The following is a 16,027-nucleotide window of genomic DNA, read 5'->3' as shown; positions in this document are numbered from 1 at the left end:
GAATATTAAAAAATTAACAAAATCAAATTTATAAAATTAAGCAAAAGTTAAAACTCATTAAGAAAGGAAAAACATTATTATGAAAAACAAGAAATTAATTCTCTTATCAGCTAGTTCAATAGTTTCGATTGGTTCGGTATTAGTCACATTGTCATGTAATAATGGCAAGGATTTGCCTGAAAAAGGTAAAACAGGAACAACAACCGAACCAAAAGAACCTGAAAACAACAGCAATGAAATAGGAACAATAACTAAACCAAAAGAACCTGAAAACAACAGCAACGAAACAGGAACAACAACCAATCCAAATGAACCTGAAAACACCAGCAATGAAATAGGTACAATAACTAAACCAAAAGAACCTGAAAACAACAGCAACGAAACAGGAACAACAACTAATCCAAAAGAACCCGAAAACAACAGCAGCGAAACACCAACAACAACTGATCCAAAAGAACCCGAAAACAATAATCAAATAAAATATTTTGTTATTGATGAGAACAATATTCAAAAATATATAGATAATGGATTTATTGCAAAGAACAAGAATGGATATACTCTAGTCAACCAAATTGATGATATACAATCTTTAAAATGAATGCTTAAAGATGAATTATCCATTCATAAAATGTCTTGGATAGTTAATTTATCAATGCCGAATGTAACTGAGGTTAGTTACTATGCTTTTAAAGACTGCACAGCCCTAGCAAGCATCGAGATGCCAAATGTAACTGATGTCAGTTCCAATGCTTTTAAAGGCTGCACAGCCCTAACAAATATCGAAATGCCAAATGTGACTAATATTGATCGCGATGCTTTTAATAGCACGAAATTTTTAGAAAATTTAATCGATTCAAACCCACAAAAATTAGCTATTGTAAATGGTATATTAATTGATGGAAAACAAGCAAGCGGAAATGTTGTTCTGTCAAAAGAAGTAAAAACTATTGGAAGGGGTGCTTTTAAAGACTGCACAGCCCTAGCAAGCATCGAGATGCCGAATGTAACTAAGGTTAGTTACTATGCTTTTAAAGGCTGCACAGCCCTAACAAACATCGAGATGCCAATTGTGGCTAATATTGAGTACAGAACTTTTTCCGGCTGCACAGCCCTAACAAATATCGAGATGCCAAATGTGACTAATATCGGCCAGGAAGCTTTTAAAGGCTGCACAGCCCTAACAAATATCGAAATGCCAAATGTGACTAATATTGATCGCAATGCTTTTAATAACACGAAATTTTTAGAAAATTTAATCGATTCAAACCCACAAAAATTAGCTATTGTAAATGGTATATTAATTGATGGAAAACAAGCAAGCGGAAATGTTGTTCTGTCAAAAGAAGTAAAAACTATTGAAGATAATGCTTTTATAGGTTGCACAGCCCTAGCAAGTATCGAGATGCCAAGTGTAACTAAGATCGGTTATAATGTTTTTGGAGACTGTACAGCTCTAACAACTGTTAAGATGCCAAATGTAATTGAGATCGGCGGCAATTCTTTTAATAACACGAAATTTTTAGAAAATTTAATCGATTCAAACCCACAAAAATTAGCTATTGTAAATGGTATATTAATTGATGGAAAACAAGCAAGCGGAAATGTTGTTCTGTCAAAAGAAGTAAAAACTATTTCGCCCGTTGCCTTTGAAAACAATAGAGCATTAGCAAGTATCGAGATGCCAAGTGTAACTAAGATCGGTTATAATGCTTTTAGAGACTGCACAGCTCTAACAACTATTAAGATGCCAAATGTAATTGAGATCGGTTTCCATTCTTTTAGGGGCTGCACAGCTCTAACAACTATTAAGATGCCAAATGTAACTGAGATCGGTTTTTATTCTTTTAGAGACTGCACAGCCCTAGCAAGTATCGAGATGCCAAATGCGACTAAGATCGGCAAAGAAGCTTTTAAAGGCTGCACAGCTCTAACAAGTGTTAAGATGCAAAATGTAACTGAGATCGGTCCCCGCGCTTTCAAAAACTGCGAAAATTTATCTCACAGTAACTCAAAATTGCCTCAGTGATTAACTAAAGAATTATTCAACGAAAATATCACCTATGGTAATGCCTTGCATAAACCTCAACAATAATTCGCAGCTAAGACTGCGTTTTTCATTTATTAACTGATGCACTAACAGGAAATTAGCTATTAGAATTACCCGTTAGTTTTCATAAAATATTGCACTTTTTGAGTGAAATTTCAGCGACCCACTTCAAAAACATAAGTTTAAAGCGGAATATAAAAGAGGAAATGATAATAAAAGAATTAAAGAGCCTTACAACACAGCGAAAAACGACTTTCAACATTCATAAAAGTAAAAATAGACTTAATATTTATTATCACCATCAAAAATTATTAAGGAAACGCTAAATGTGTTTTAAAAGGGCATCGTCAAAAAAATATTTGAAAGATTGTTTCAATTAGTGAAATTAAATATTAACATATGTAATTATGCCAATAAAGTTCTTTACGAAAGGCGCCGGACACCATTACAAATATTGACATGTATCGCCATTTTAGCTGAAGATAGTTTTAAATTTTCCGGTATTGCCTCTGATTTAAAAGTTTCTAAAATTTGCAAACTAAAAAATCATCCTTTTTATTTAGCGTCAATATCAGCCTGAATTTACAACAAGAGTTGTTAATTGGAGCAGGCTTTTTGATAGCTTTTTAAAAGCTGTTTGAGACACTAAAAATGGCGATAAATATCAAATTATTGACACATTCCCGACTTCTTAGAGTTATTACTTTAAGGAGTTTTTATTATGTTTGAAATTACAGAATTTAAAAAATTAATTAACAATATGGAGAGTTTTTGACGTAGAAATGTCGACAATTCAAAACTTTCAGAACTTGAAAAAGAAGGAGCTGAAACCCAAACTTACCACGACGACTACTCTTCATTTTTCCATGTGTTTGTTTCAACTTTTTATGATGTATTAGAAGAAAGCAAAGAAAAAGGCAGCGTAGATTTAGACGCAGTCAAAAAACTAAGAAGCGAAGTGACCGAATGACACAAAGTTGTTATGCCTGATTTTGTCAAAGAATACGAAATGACCGGTTACGACTTTAACGAGGTGCTTGACGCTTTTGCTGATTTAGATTTGAGTGCTTTATTTGTTTAAAAGCCTCTTAAAGGAGTTTTTATTATGTTTAATGTTAAAGATTTTTGAGATTTCGCCCTAAAAATGTACGAGTTTTGAGAAAAAAACCTTGCCAACTCTACACTCTTTTGGGTTGGGTTTGATAAGCCTCGTAGTTCTATCACGAGCCCAGACTATACAACTTTTTATGATTTCTTTTGTCGCTTTCATGACGGTATGAAATCAAACATAAAAGACGGCTACGTTGATCCGTTTTGATATGTTGCTTTAAAGCGTGATGTGATTCGCTGAAATAAAACAATCGCGCCTGGTTTTATCAGAAAACACCAAATGACCGGTTATGACTTTAACGAAGTGCTTAATTATTTCGCAGAATTAGAAGCGAAGGCGTGCTTTATTTAATAAGGAGAGTGACATGACTTTTTGAGAATTTATCAAATTCAAACATTCGCACCCTTTTGCGTTATATGTAAAAGAAAAACGCGAATGACTAGAAAAACAAAAACAAGACGCGAAAACACTGACCCAAATTCGTGCCATTAATAAAGAAATGAAACAAATTGAAGGTCTTAACGACCTTGACATTATCAGAGGCGACAACCTTGAATTAATTCATCCGTTTTCATCTTTTAAAGACCTTATGTCTGAATATTATGACGATTATGACTTCCACCTTAACTGGCATATTTGACTTAATGACTTAAACCTTGGTTAATACGTCGGCAAAAAATTGCCTAATAGATTGTTCGAATTCGTTGCCTTTTATTGTGATATTGAGTGAGACAAAACGCTCGCGTTTAAAAAATTCACATAATAACGTGACTAAATTTTCCACCATTTTAAAACTTAGCGAATTCTCTACGATATTAAACTCGTAGCGATTGGCGTATTTAATAAATTGACTGGCCTGTTGTTTTAAAAAATTAACCTGTTGCAGCATTATTCCCCTGCTTTGGTTGAGTTTAATATCGATAGCAATGTCGTAGTTTGGGAAGTCTTTTAAAAATCGCAACTGATTAGTTTTTTCGGCGTGGTGTGAAATGCATAACGTCTGCAAGTTGTCGGGGTTTAAAAACCATTCAACACGATTATTATGAGGGACAATGTGGTCGACTTGTAGCCTTAGCGTTGTATGACACTTTACGCAATAAGGTTGCTCGTTTAGGTGCTGTTCTCGTAGGCTGGTTCATTCTTTGGAGTTGTAGGGAGTTATTCAATTTATCATGTTTTTATTATATGCAAGAGAAGCGAAAGGAAAACAATGAAAGAAATAAAAATTATGGCGTTAGTTGTGGAAAAATTCAACGCTATCGTCCAAAATCAGTTTAAGACCTTAACAAGTTCAATACAACGACCATTCGCAACAGGACCAAATGCCAGTGGAAAATCAACAAAATTGAGTGCCATAACTTATTTATTTAATAACACTAAAACAATGAAAGGCGTAAGAAACGCCAAAGACCCAAAAACTGAATTATTTGCGTTGTTTGATGTGTTTGTCAATGGGACAAAAAACGAGTTCACAATCTCTTATCAAAATGGGGGCTGACAATCGATCCACAATAACGGACCTGTTGGGGCTTTAAAACCTAGCGAATACAAAAAATTTATGAATTTAATTTATAACGATTTTTGAGAATTTTGGGAACTTTTAAGCATTCCGGACTATTTCACAACCTTAGCCGGTAGCGAGCAACGAACCACTTTTATTAATTTTATGCTTAAAGCAAACGTTGCTAAATTTATCGCCCCTGAACTTTTTAATGTCTTAACCGACGGCAAAACACCTGACGAGATGAAAAAAGAACTACGAGTACAAAAACGCGAATTTTTAGACAATATGAACTCAACATGATTATTCGACTTACGTGACCGACTGGACAACACGCAAGAATTACAAGACGCAGTCGACTTGGTCGTTAATAAATACATTAAAGAATACTCCGAGGGCAGCGTTGAAATTATGGAATTAGATAAAAAATTGACTGCCATTGCTAACTTAGAAAATGCAATCGTGAGAGCGTTTATTGCTCTGGTTAAAAATAAATTCGCTGGCAGTGATTTCACTATTGAATTAGTAGACGGACGGGACGGAAACGATAGCATGGTTATTAAAACAATCAGCGACGGCGTAGAGTATAAAAACCTTAACACAACCAAACAATTAGAAATCGCCCTGCAGTTTGCTTTAATGTTCCAAGAATTGGCAGACGTTAAAACGTTTTTATTAATTGACAACTTCGAACGCGTAGACGCAAACAATAGCGACAAAATCGAAAAAATGCTCCTAGGTCATCAAGTTTTAGTTGCGAAGGTGACAAATGAATAAGTTGTACAGCTATGGCTCATCATCAAAAGGCAACGCTTATGCTGTTATGTTTGACGATATTTTCAGCACTACTATTATTTTAGACGCCGGCGTCAATGTTTTCCACAATTTACAAGACGTAAACCGAATCTGACTGCAAAGAGCTAGTCATGTCTTTATCTCGCACGAGCATGGTGACCATACCCGACATTTAAAAAATGTGCTTAATAACGCACTTTTATGCAAAGTGGTAGCCCCTGAAAAAGTTAAAAACGAGTTAATAAAACGCGGTCGTTTGGGAGCCTATGTTGGTAGATTCGTAGCGTTTAACCCCCACTGAATAACACAATTGCCTAATTCGCCCTTGGTGTTTAAATGCTTAAAGATTTCGCACAATTCAGTCGCTAATTTCGGCTACCAGATAATCCACAAAGAATTAGATACGGGAGTGCTTTACATTACAGACTGTGGCAGCTTTAACCCCGAACAGTTAGATCTTGAATTATTAGCAAAAACGAAGCTGTTTTTGATTGAAAGCAACCACCCCCACGACTTAGACCCTTCAAATTTTAAATTCGCAGTGCAAACAAGCAACCAGGGGCACTTTAACAATAAGCAAGCCGAAAAACTCGTTGAATATATCGAACAAGAACTGGGGCGAGATATAAAATCCCAAGTGGTGTGAATACATTCTTCCGCGGGCTTTTTTGATGAACTACAACAATGCGACAAATACGGCAAACGCTTAAAGGCTCAGGCCTTGGAATGTGTGGAATTTTAATGGCACAAGAAAAGAAACTGGAAAACCTAATTAAGCGAGAATTTAAAAAAAGTGGAATCGAGTATTTTAAAACAGTGGGTGGGGAATTTCAAATTAAAGGAATGGCCGACTTGTTTGTTTTTCACGATTTCAACACTTACGCCCTAGAACTAAAACACGACATTTTTAAAAACTCGCCCACGTCGACGCAAATATTACAGTCAAAAAAATACGGCGAGCATGTCGTGTGGGTGTTTGTTGATTTCAATAATGTTGACTATGTAATGGAGCAAATAAAACAAAATAACATTAACGCCTTAAAGCACTATGGCAAAATTCAACGCCTGTACTTTTATGAAAAAATTAAAAACAAAGGAAACAAATAGTGAAAGGGATTTACCTAGCATCATACACGGCCGAGCATCCTAACTATAACATTGACTACCAAGACATTAAGTAAGTCCGAGACATTGGTGGCGATATGTTAAGCGTTGATTTAAGCCCTTATGACTTTATTATTGCGACGCCACCGTGTAATTATTACTCACGGGCAAATTATCGCCGAGAAACGAGCGAATATGCTCAAAGAACGAAACACTTATTGCTAGAAATACTTGCGAAATTAAGGGCACAAGATAAACCTTATATCGTCGAGAATGTTATCAATAAGAAATTAATGCGTGAATTTTTACACCATTCCGGCGAGTATTTGTATTTTGTCGGGCGTCATACATACTGAACTAATATCAAACTGGACCAATTCAAACAAGAAAAAGAACCCCTAATTCAGTCCATAGCGTCAAAGAATAGACAAGGGGGTCGGAATGTGTTTTTAATTGTTGAAGAGTTCCTTGACAAAATACACCGGAGAAATTAAATGACTAAACAACTATATCAATATCAAAAAGACGCGATCAATTTAGCCCTGCGACATGAACGTTATTTACTGGCTTTGGATATGGGGTTAGGTAAAACGTTTTGTGCTGCTAATTGATTAGTCAAAGTAAACGAACAACAATGGAATAAGCCCCTTAATTGCGTTATAGTTTGCGACGCCATAAAATTAGACGACTGGGCCAACGAATTGGCTAATATAGGCCTTAAAAACGTCGTAGTCGTCAATACAACAAAAACCCAGAACCGTTTTTTAGAATTTAGTGACATTGAAGCGACTAATTACATAATCAGCTATGGCAAATTATCGAACGCCATACACAAATGACCTGACATTTTAAAAACTCCATTTAACCTAATAATCGACGAGTCGCAATCACTAAAAAATAAAAGCAGCAAACGAACGCAACGCATTATCTCACGTAGTCCTTTTGTCGAGCGTCTGTTGTTATTATCTGGCGACCCCATTTCGACAAGTTATGCAAATTTATGGCCCCAAATGAAGTTATTGCACTGTTTTGTTGATGGTTTTAATTATTGAGATTTTGAGCGTAGTTTTTGCATTGTTGAATTAGGTTATGGCAGTGGGGGTAAATTCCGAAAAATTACAGGTTTTAAAAACGTCGAGCATTTAATGCGAATATTGTATAAGCGTGCTTATTTCTTAAAAACAGAACAAGTGAAAGAATTGCCACAAAAAAGAAGCATAAATTTACCTGTCAAAGCTTCACAAATTTATAGAAGTATGGAAAAAAACGGCTCACTAATTGAGGAGAATTTCGAAGTGCTGGGCGAGTCAATTATTAAACAATACCACGCATTGAGACAATTAGCCAGTGGCGTAGTAAAAGCCGACGACGGTTCCTTCTATCAATTAGACAATTCAAAAGTTGAGATGGTTAAAATTTTAATTGATTCAAGCACTTACAATTTCACCCTGTTTTATAACTATAACAGCGAACTCTGACACATTAAGGAATCGCTTAAAGATTTAGACATTGCCGTCTTTGAGATAAACGGAGAAAAAAACGAACTTAACGACGCACTAAATTGCTCGAAACGTTTTATCTTGCTAATTCATTATCTCAGTGGAGCAAGGGGAGTGGACGGGCTACAATTTAAAGTCTTTAATCAGATATATTATTCGCCCCCTAATAGTGGGGAAATGTTTAGGCAGAGCATAAAGCGAGTGCACCGAATTGGACAATCTCGCCCAGTGACTTATTACTTTTTATATTGTAAAAATTCAATCGAAGAACATATTTATAAATGTTTAAAACAACAAAAAGACTACAGTACGGAATTATTCGAACAATATTTAAACGAAAGGAGAAACTCTTAATGGTTTGCAAATATCAAATTTATTACGATAACGAGACTAATAAATGATGAGCAGTAAAGTCAGAGGACGAACTTTTAGAAAAAACACGTTTTTCATCTATCGCCCTTATTTATGAAATTAAAAACATAAACGACTTTATTCATTTAGACCAGTTGCAGAATCCATTGCACCGCATTCCCGTCAGGGGAACAAGTGGACTACGCAACGACACAATAAAATCACTAGTAAACGAAGGAGGCCAATAATGGCAATAAATTTCAATAAAACATGAGAACAAAGATCGCAAGAAGCCAAAGAAAACACCAACGGCGGCTCAATTGCAGATGGTTCTTATAAAGCAAAAATAAACAACGCAGCGATTATCATGCACCCAATACACAAATGCGAAGTTATCGACATCGATATGGAAGTAATCAGTGAAGGGAGCGAAAAAGGTAAGACAACCACAAAAACTTTATTTATTGACGAAAATTACAAGAATGTAAAGAAAAGAAAATGAGACGAAGCTGTGCTTGTTGAATTATTAGATTCGCAAGGGCTTAAATTTAACGACAACAGAGAATTGTTGATGGCTCTTTATGACTTGCGAAATACAGTCGTTAATTTAAAAATTTCACGTTCGAAAACATTAGGAACAAACGGAAAGCCTTATGTTAATCGCGAAATTAGCCCATTAAATAATGACAACAATATAACCAAAGAGAGCACCCAAAAAAGCGAGCAACCTAAAACCACGCTTGATGATTTAGGCTTTGACGAGTTAATTGACTAGTGGCAAAGCACACTGTTAACTTAGAGCAAACGCTCGAAGCATTCAGAAAAGAGAATTCATTCGCTGAAAATCACAACAGCAAACTAATAAGAGCATTCAGAAATAAAAACGACGAATTTTTCACATTGTACGAATCAATCGAAAACGAGATGGAGCACTGAGCAGAAAGTGGGGCCTTTCGTGGTCGTGAAGTGATGCTGCCTTGTGATGATATAAATCTTTTTGACGGTTTGATTGAAGGCTTAAAACATTCTAATTTTTGAGTTTACTTTCATAAGAATTTTGAGCGTTTAGGCTTGAAGTCGTTGCGTTGTACGTTTTTAAATAACGAAGGTAATACCAACATTTATGAATATCGTGGGGGAGATGATGAAAATTTCGACGTTTATACGTCTTATGCTGTAAATTCTAATGGAGACTTCCACGACGCTGTTATGTGGCAAGAATACCAAAAAAGCGACCTAATAATTACGAACCCACCGTTTTCACAGTTGAAGGACTTTTTGACATTGTTGGAAGGTTTAAAAATTGATTTTTTAATAATCGTTCCACCTACGTTCATGTTGCTTGCTCCGGCGTTACGTAATTTTAAAAATAATGCTTGAAATCTGGGGTATACAAACGTTGCGGCTGAATTTTTTGACGCTCGGAGCATGGAAAACAACAACTTAAAAATTTCAAAAGGTGGACCGCATTGTTATTGATTGACATCGCTAAAATTACAGAAAATTGTAGAACCAAAAAAAAGCAAAAAACCACCAGTCATTGCTTATGATGAATTTCCCGACATTCTCAACTGCGACACCTACGCAATCGCCAAAGAGCAATTATATAAAAACACGAAAGAGCAACTTTATGGCGTGCCGATTACTTCAATAAATCAATACGACTTTCGCGACTTGTTTGAGATTGTGTGTTGTTTTAGCAGATGCATGTGCCAAGATAAAGCACATATGAAAAAAGCCGTAGTAAACGGAAAGGAAAAATTCGGGCGTCTGATTGTAAAAGCAAAATAATAAGGAGAAAAAATGAAAGCAAATATTGAAAAGGTTAAGAATTTACCCCTAGACGTTTGACTTTATGACATTGAAGTCTTTCGGAAATTTTGATGTGTTGTTTTCATTAATGCCAAAACCTACGAAACTAAAATATTCAAAAGCACCCAACGTTTAGCACTTTCGCAATTCGTACAGTTTAAATTAAAGGGAGCCTTCGTTGGTGGTTATAACTCTGTAAATTATGACAATTATGTGCTGCGTGAAATTTTAGGTGGTTATTCAGGTGTTGAGATTACTAATTGAATAATTAACCAACGCCAAAAACCCTGAGAATTTAGCACTATGAAAACCAATCCTAAATTACCGTTTTTTAGTTTTGACTTGATGCAAATGTTGGGAATTGGGCGTGTAAGTTTGAAAAAATACCGTGGCTTTTTAGGTCTTAGCATTGTTGAAAGTCCTGTGCCATTTACATACGAAGGTGAACTAAGCGATGAACAAATAGACGGAGTAATTAATTATTGTGTGAGCGACGTAAAAAGTACTCTGTACTTATTTATTAAATTCGTCGACCAGTTTATTATTAAGTCGCAAATGATAGTGGACAACGGCTTAAATTCGAATATGCTATCCAAGACAATGGCACAAATCACAGCTAAAATTTTCGAGGCTAATAGTTTACTCGTGCCAAGGTATAAACAATACGACTATAAAGCACCCGAAAACGTGAAAATGTTATACGAAAAAGCACTACCACAATTTAACTGACTAATTCAAAAATTAGAGTCCATGACGTTTTACACCGAATTCGACACAGCAAACTATCAACGCAATCAAGTTAATTTTAATATTGAACACAAAGGGCTAATTTATTCGTTTAAGTCTGGGGGCTTGCATGCTGCTAAAAATATAATAATCGACACTGATAGCAATATCGTCAATAAGGACATTGTTAATAACTACCCCCACTTGATCGGACTTTATAATTTTGGCTCTCGTGCTTCGCATAATATGAGCGAGCGAATTATGGACTTTATCGCCCAAAGAAAGCAAGCAAAAAAAGCAAAAGACACAATACGCTCGAATTACTTGAAAGAGTTAGTTGTGCGATCGTTTGGGGCTATGGAGTACAAATTCAACGAATTATGAGACCCACGCCAACGGATGGCAGTATGTTTAACAGGGGAGTTGATAATGTTCTTTTTGGCTGTTAAATTAAGCCAACACGTCGAAATTCTCCAAGTAAATACAGACGGGGTTATGTACCGTTATGAAACCGAGCAACAAAGAGACAAATGCGAAAAAATCGCCCAAGCCTGGGAAAAAATAACCCTGATGACTTTGGAAACGGACACATTCAGCAAGTTATACCAAAAAGACGTTAACAACTACATTTTAGTAGATGCTTTCAACCCTGAGAATAATAAAACCAAAGGGGCAATGGTTAAATATTGAAAAAAACAATTCCACAACCCCGAATTTAACGCCGTGCGAGGAATGGCGAACAATAACTTAACTGTTGTCGATAAAGCCGTCTACCACTATTTTGTCGATAAAATACCACCACGCCAGACAATCGAAAACGAAAAAGACCCCGTGTGCTTTCAGTTTATTTTTGACATTAAAGGCGATTATACGCATGTAATTACAAACGGCAAAATTATCGACGACCATAAAGTTTTTAGGCTATTTTATACAAAACAAGGGGCCCCAGTATTTAAGGCTTACCTTAGAGAAAATGGCGAGTGAAAAAAAGACAAAGTGGCACTAAGTAGCGAACGCTCAACAATTTATAACGAGAAAGTGCTAAACATTGACATAAACACACTGGACCTTGATTTAGATTATTACGAGAATTTAGCCTGGGAGCGTATTTCGTTATTCGAAAATTCGCCAAATTCTCATGCTACTACCTTAAAAACATCATACCCAGGCGAAAGTTATGAATGCGGGCTTTGTGGTGCTTCGCTCGCCGATGAATTAGTCGTCCGGACAATCTACGACGATGAAATGGAAGTGTGCCGGAGTTGTTATTTCAAAATATAAGGAGTAAAAATGGAACAGTTAGACCGTGAGGCGTTAAATAATTTTTTAAGTGAGTCCCGTTTTGTTATTCTAAACGAGCAAAAACAGCCCCTTAAAAGTTTTAAATTAGAAACAAATCGTCACAATTTAGACGAAGTAGTCAGTGAGAATAACTTGGCTATTTTTCTGGATGATGATTGAATTGTGCTAGATATTGACGGTAAAGACAGCCCTTCGGCTGGTGTGAAAATGATGGAAATAATCGACTATTATGGCTGGCAATGCAATGTCATGAAAACCACACGGGGCTATCACTTTTGATTTAAGAAAAGCAAAGACTTAAAAAACATGGTGGACGTTGTGCTGCCGGTTGGGATTCGTGCTGACGTAAAAGTCAGCGGACATAATGCCTTGGCAGTGATAAAACTAGGTGGCAAATTTAGGGAGTGAGTAAGGTTTTACAAAAAAGTCGACAAATTGCCGACAGAACTTACCCCAATAAACGAGTTCATCTTTAAAGATTTAGAAACGCCTATCGGTTTAACGGAAGGGTCAAGACGGAGTAATTTATTCGGTCGAATTACTTTACTTGCACGCTGGTATTGAAGCAAGCAGCGAGTGTATAACCTATTCCACGCCATTAATAAAGTGCTTTTTGCCAAGCCGTTAGAAACTAGCGAATTAGACGGCTTATTCTCGGGAAGTGATAAGTATTTTGACGAGGACAACAGAGTTTTCTATCAAACTGACGAAAAAGGCGACGTTCGTTTAAACCTGTTTGAGGTTGTCGATTATATACTTCGTTTTTATAAAGTTGTTCGTTATAGTGGTAATTTGTTTTTCTTTTCGGAAGAAGAGTCAATTTATAAATTGAAACAAGACAACGAGATTATGCAAATAATAACAAGCTTAATACCTCATACAAAAATGCTGCACATTAAAGAGATTTTGAATCAATTAAGAATCAGCTCACAAATACCGAACAAGGAAATAGAACCTGACGTGGTAGCCTTACAAAATTGTTATTATGATTTAGCACGTTTTCAACGTATTCCCGTAGACCCTTCGCTCTTTGTAATTAATAAGATAAATGTGACTTATGACCCCAGATATCGAAAAGAGCAAAAAATGCAAACAATAAAAAAATTTCTACTTGATTTATGCAGCGGCAACACAACACACATGCAAATTTTGCTGGAGTTTATAGGCTATTCGCTAACCTCAAACACTGACTACCAGAAAAGCCTTTTATTATACGGACAAACAGCAGCCAATGGAAAGAGTACCTTTTTTGAATTATTGTCATATTTTTATGGAATAAAAAACGTAAGTTATTTAGGCTTCGAGGAGTTAAACCGTCGATTTGCTACTAGTGCCTTAATTGATAAAATGGTAAACATCGGGGCAGATATTTCGACTGATTACATAAGCGAGCCCTCAACATTTAAAAAACTAGTAACGGGGGACATTATTAGTGCCGAATTCAAAGGCAAGGACCGGTTCTCGTTTAAGAACAAAGCGAAAATGATTTTCGCAACTAATAAACTACCGGCCACACAAGACAAAAGCAATGGTTTTTTCCGGCGTTTTTTAATTGTGCCTTTTGATAATGAATTTACCAAAGAACGGGGCAATTTAGACCCTAAAATTAAGGACAAACTTTTAACCCCTTCAAACGCTAACGTCTTGTTCTTGATGGCTGTTGATGCATTGAAGGAATTAGCGAAACGTGGAGAATTTACTAAATCTAACAGCGTACAGCAAATACTTAGCGACTATATCGACTCAAATAATAACGTGAATGTTTTTATTCTTAACGACCCCCTATTTACTGACGAGCAAATTCAAGCCGGCGAGAGTTTTATCAATAAGACCGTAGTGGAAAAATATAACGAATATAAACGCTTTTGCCTTGACTTTTCATATAAAGCGTATTCACTGACTAAATTCAGGGAAGAAGTGTTGCTATATTTTAAACCCCTAAAATTAACCACGAGAAAAATGCAAATAAACGACGGTGTTTTTGACACCTTCCAAAAATTAAGGATGGCTATATAAATGAGCAAAGACATTGAATTAAATTATACAGAGCGAGAATTTTGGACTTGATTGCGATATTCAAATAAAACACCGGAGTTAGTTTTCGCACATGAGTATTTTTCCCACCCTGTGGAAATTCTAGTGCAGGAATTTGGCGAAGTAGTTAACGACCCCAAGCAATGGGGGACAAAGTTGAAAAAGATAAGCAACTACAACAACCTTGACATTATCGACAAAGAAACGCTGGAATTAGTTTATCCCATTTTAAAATTTAAGAAGTTTAAAAAGCGTTTTTGACGTGATTACGCTCTGCATAATTGAATAATGTTCCAATCGCATAAAGTTAACGAAATAAAAGCATTAAATAAACACATAAGAACCTACCAAAAGAATTATGCAAACACAAAAATTGAATTTTTAAAGATAAGAGTAAAAAAATGAAAAACACACGATGGCAGATACGAGCCACTGCGTGAAATAATAGACATGGAGACAAAAAATGACACTTAACACTTATAAATACGATTATTTTACTAGTGAGAGCGTTTGAAAAGGACACCCTGACAAAATTTGCGACACTATTAGCGACTCAATCTTAGACGAAATTATCAGAATAGACCGCGGGGCACGTGTTGCTGTTGAAACTTTCGCAACTAATCACTTGATTATCATCGGGGGAGAAATTACCACATACGCAAAAATAGACTACCGTGAAGTAGCATGGACGGTATTGGAAAAATTAGGCTATACTCGTGATGATTTCACAATTCTTGTAAACATAAACACTCAATCACCCGACATTGCTATGGGCGTGGCAAAGCATTTAAACGACACAATTAAGGCCGGAGACCAAGGGATCGTGTTTGGTTATGCTGTTAAAGAGAGCCACAACTTATTGCCATTATCGTCTGAATTCTCACACCACCTTTTGAAAGAATTAGAAAAATTCAAAGAGAACTCAGTCCTTGCGAATTGGTTAAAATATGACGCAAAATCACAGACCACAGTCGAAACAAGTAAAGAAACAGGCGAACAAAGAATTAAACAGGTAGTTATTAGCGTGCAAACAATCAAGAACGCTGACTTAGATACATTGAAGGGCGTATTGCATAAGTATGTAATTGAGCCCACTCTTAAATTTTTCAATGTTGAGCCAACTGACGACTTTGAGTTCTTGCTTAACCCAACGGGAGCGTTTACAATAGGGGGTCCTTTTGCTGATACTGGTTTAACCGGTCGCAAAATTATTGTCGACAGCTATGGTGGACATGCAAGACATGGGGGTGGCTGTTGGTCTGGCAAAGACTTAACAAAAGTGGACCGGAGTGCAGCTTATTATGCTCGTTATGTGGCTAAAAACATAGTCGCCGCTGGTTTGGCTGATAAATTCGAAATTCAACTCAATTATGTTATTGGAGTGGAGGACATTACAGCCTACCACATCGAAACGTTCGGAACTCAGAATGTACCACATAGTGCTATTCATTCAGTAATTAAGCGATTTTTTAACTTCTCAGTTGATAACATTGTTAAATGACTAAGGGGTCAAAATGTAAATTATGCCGATTTTAGTGTTTACGGTCATTTTCAAGAGCACGCACCATGAGAAAAAACTGACAAAGCCGAAAAAATTGCTGAATTTATCGCACTGCACTATTAAAATAACGAGTTACAACGATTTTAAGCACGTTTTAAGGCGTGCTTTTTCTTTTTATATGTATTTTATCGACTTAATTTATTTATACACTTAAAACGCCTTAAATTTAAAATGAAAAAACCAG

The 16,027-nt window shown here is 36.0% G+C and carries 17 protein-coding genes; 16 read left to right on the top strand and 1 reads right to left on the bottom strand.

Annotated features, from left to right (window positions below; genetic code table 4):
- The first annotated feature begins 79 nt into the window (after positions 1-79).
- The 4 genes from NXS15_RS01340 (at position 80) to NXS15_RS01325 (ending at position 3,822) form a co-directional block, all read left to right on the top strand.
- A complete protein-coding gene (locus NXS15_RS01340) occupies positions 80-2,092 on the top strand; it encodes a leucine-rich repeat domain-containing protein (RefSeq protein WP_259290084.1) in 2,013 nt (670 codons plus the stop codon).
- Positions 2,093-2,768: 676 nt separating this feature from the next.
- Complete coding sequence (locus NXS15_RS01335) at positions 2,769-3,128, top strand: hypothetical protein (protein WP_259290083.1); 360 nt, start codon at positions 2,769-2,771, stop codon at positions 3,126-3,128.
- A gap of 24 nt (positions 3,129-3,152) precedes the next feature.
- Positions 3,153-3,509 (top strand): hypothetical protein, encoded by a 357-nt coding sequence (locus tag NXS15_RS01330; RefSeq protein WP_259290082.1) that lies wholly within the window; start codon positions 3,153-3,155, stop codon positions 3,507-3,509.
- A gap of 13 nt (positions 3,510-3,522) precedes the next feature.
- Positions 3,523-3,822: a hypothetical protein gene (locus tag NXS15_RS01325; RefSeq protein WP_259290081.1), complete on the top strand. Its 300-nt coding sequence runs from the start codon at positions 3,523-3,525 to the stop codon at positions 3,820-3,822.
- On the opposite strand, the gene NXS15_RS01320 is transcribed toward NXS15_RS01325, so the two are convergent.
- Complete coding sequence (locus NXS15_RS01320) at positions 3,808-4,332, bottom strand: HNH endonuclease (protein WP_259290080.1); 525 nt, start codon at positions 4,330-4,332, stop codon at positions 3,808-3,810. The two genes, NXS15_RS01325 and NXS15_RS01320, sit on opposite strands and share 15 nt — an antisense overlap.
- 36 nt (positions 4,333-4,368) lie before the next feature.
- Between NXS15_RS01320 and NXS15_RS01315 the strand changes: the two genes are divergently transcribed.
- The 12 genes from NXS15_RS01315 (at position 4,369) to metK (ending at position 15,906) form a co-directional block, all read left to right on the top strand.
- Positions 4,369-5,436 carry an AAA family ATPase gene (locus NXS15_RS01315; RefSeq protein WP_259290079.1) on the top strand — a complete coding sequence of 356 codons (1,068 nt, stop codon included), beginning with the start codon at positions 4,369-4,371 and terminating at the stop codon, positions 5,434-5,436.
- Entirely contained in the window at positions 5,429-6,196 is a 768-nt protein-coding gene (locus tag NXS15_RS01310) for an MBL fold metallo-hydrolase (RefSeq protein ID WP_259290078.1), read from the top strand. The genes NXS15_RS01315 and NXS15_RS01310 overlap by 8 nt, the downstream gene beginning before the upstream one ends.
- Positions 6,196-6,561 carry a hypothetical protein gene (locus NXS15_RS01305; protein ID WP_259290077.1) on the top strand — a complete coding sequence of 122 codons (366 nt, stop codon included), beginning with the start codon at positions 6,196-6,198 and terminating at the stop codon, positions 6,559-6,561. Before NXS15_RS01310 ends, NXS15_RS01305 begins: the two co-directional genes overlap by 1 nt.
- 95 nt (positions 6,562-6,656) lie before the next feature.
- Positions 6,657-7,052 carry a hypothetical protein gene (locus NXS15_RS01300; protein ID WP_259290076.1) on the top strand — a complete coding sequence of 132 codons (396 nt, stop codon included), beginning with the start codon at positions 6,657-6,659 and terminating at the stop codon, positions 7,050-7,052.
- The gene (locus tag NXS15_RS01295) at positions 7,053-8,411 is read left to right on the top strand and encodes a DEAD/DEAH box helicase (protein ID WP_259290075.1); all 1,359 of its coding nucleotides are present in this window, start codon (positions 7,053-7,055) and stop codon (positions 8,409-8,411) included. It begins immediately after the preceding gene.
- On the top strand, positions 8,411-8,656 hold the full coding sequence (locus NXS15_RS01290) for a hypothetical protein (RefSeq protein WP_259290074.1): 246 nt from the start codon (positions 8,411-8,413) through the stop codon (positions 8,654-8,656). Before NXS15_RS01295 ends, NXS15_RS01290 begins: the two co-directional genes overlap by 1 nt.
- Entirely contained in the window at positions 8,656-9,183 is a 528-nt protein-coding gene (locus NXS15_RS01285; protein ID WP_259290073.1) for a hypothetical protein, read from the top strand. Before NXS15_RS01290 ends, NXS15_RS01285 begins: the two co-directional genes overlap by 1 nt.
- Positions 9,183-10,199 carry an adenine-specific methyltransferase EcoRI family protein gene (locus NXS15_RS01280; RefSeq protein WP_259290072.1) on the top strand — a complete coding sequence of 339 codons (1,017 nt, stop codon included), beginning with the start codon at positions 9,183-9,185 and terminating at the stop codon, positions 10,197-10,199. The genes NXS15_RS01285 and NXS15_RS01280 overlap by 1 nt, the downstream gene beginning before the upstream one ends.
- Positions 10,200-10,211: 12 nt before the next feature.
- On the top strand, positions 10,212-12,227 hold the full coding sequence (locus NXS15_RS01275) for a hypothetical protein (protein ID WP_259290071.1): 2,016 nt from the start codon (positions 10,212-10,214) through the stop codon (positions 12,225-12,227).
- 9 nt (positions 12,228-12,236) lie between these two features.
- Positions 12,237-14,264: a phage/plasmid primase, P4 family gene (locus NXS15_RS01270; RefSeq protein WP_259290070.1), complete on the top strand. Its 2,028-nt coding sequence runs from the start codon at positions 12,237-12,239 to the stop codon at positions 14,262-14,264.
- Positions 14,265-14,756 carry a hypothetical protein gene (locus NXS15_RS01265; RefSeq protein WP_259290069.1) on the top strand — a complete coding sequence of 164 codons (492 nt, stop codon included), beginning with the start codon at positions 14,265-14,267 and terminating at the stop codon, positions 14,754-14,756.
- On the top strand, positions 14,746-15,906 hold the full coding sequence (gene metK / locus NXS15_RS01260; RefSeq protein ID WP_259290068.1) for a methionine adenosyltransferase: 1,161 nt from the start codon (positions 14,746-14,748) through the stop codon (positions 15,904-15,906). The genes NXS15_RS01265 and metK overlap by 11 nt, the downstream gene beginning before the upstream one ends.
- The last annotated feature ends 121 nt before the right edge of the window (positions 15,907-16,027 follow it).

It is taken from the genome of Mycoplasma sp. CSL7475-4 (assembly GCF_024834065.1).
Lineage (GTDB): Bacteria > Bacillota_I > Bacilli_A > Mycoplasmatales > Metamycoplasmataceae > Mycoplasmopsis.
Note: the sequence above shows the minus strand (reverse complement) of the source record. Positions and strands in the feature narration are given on the sequence as shown.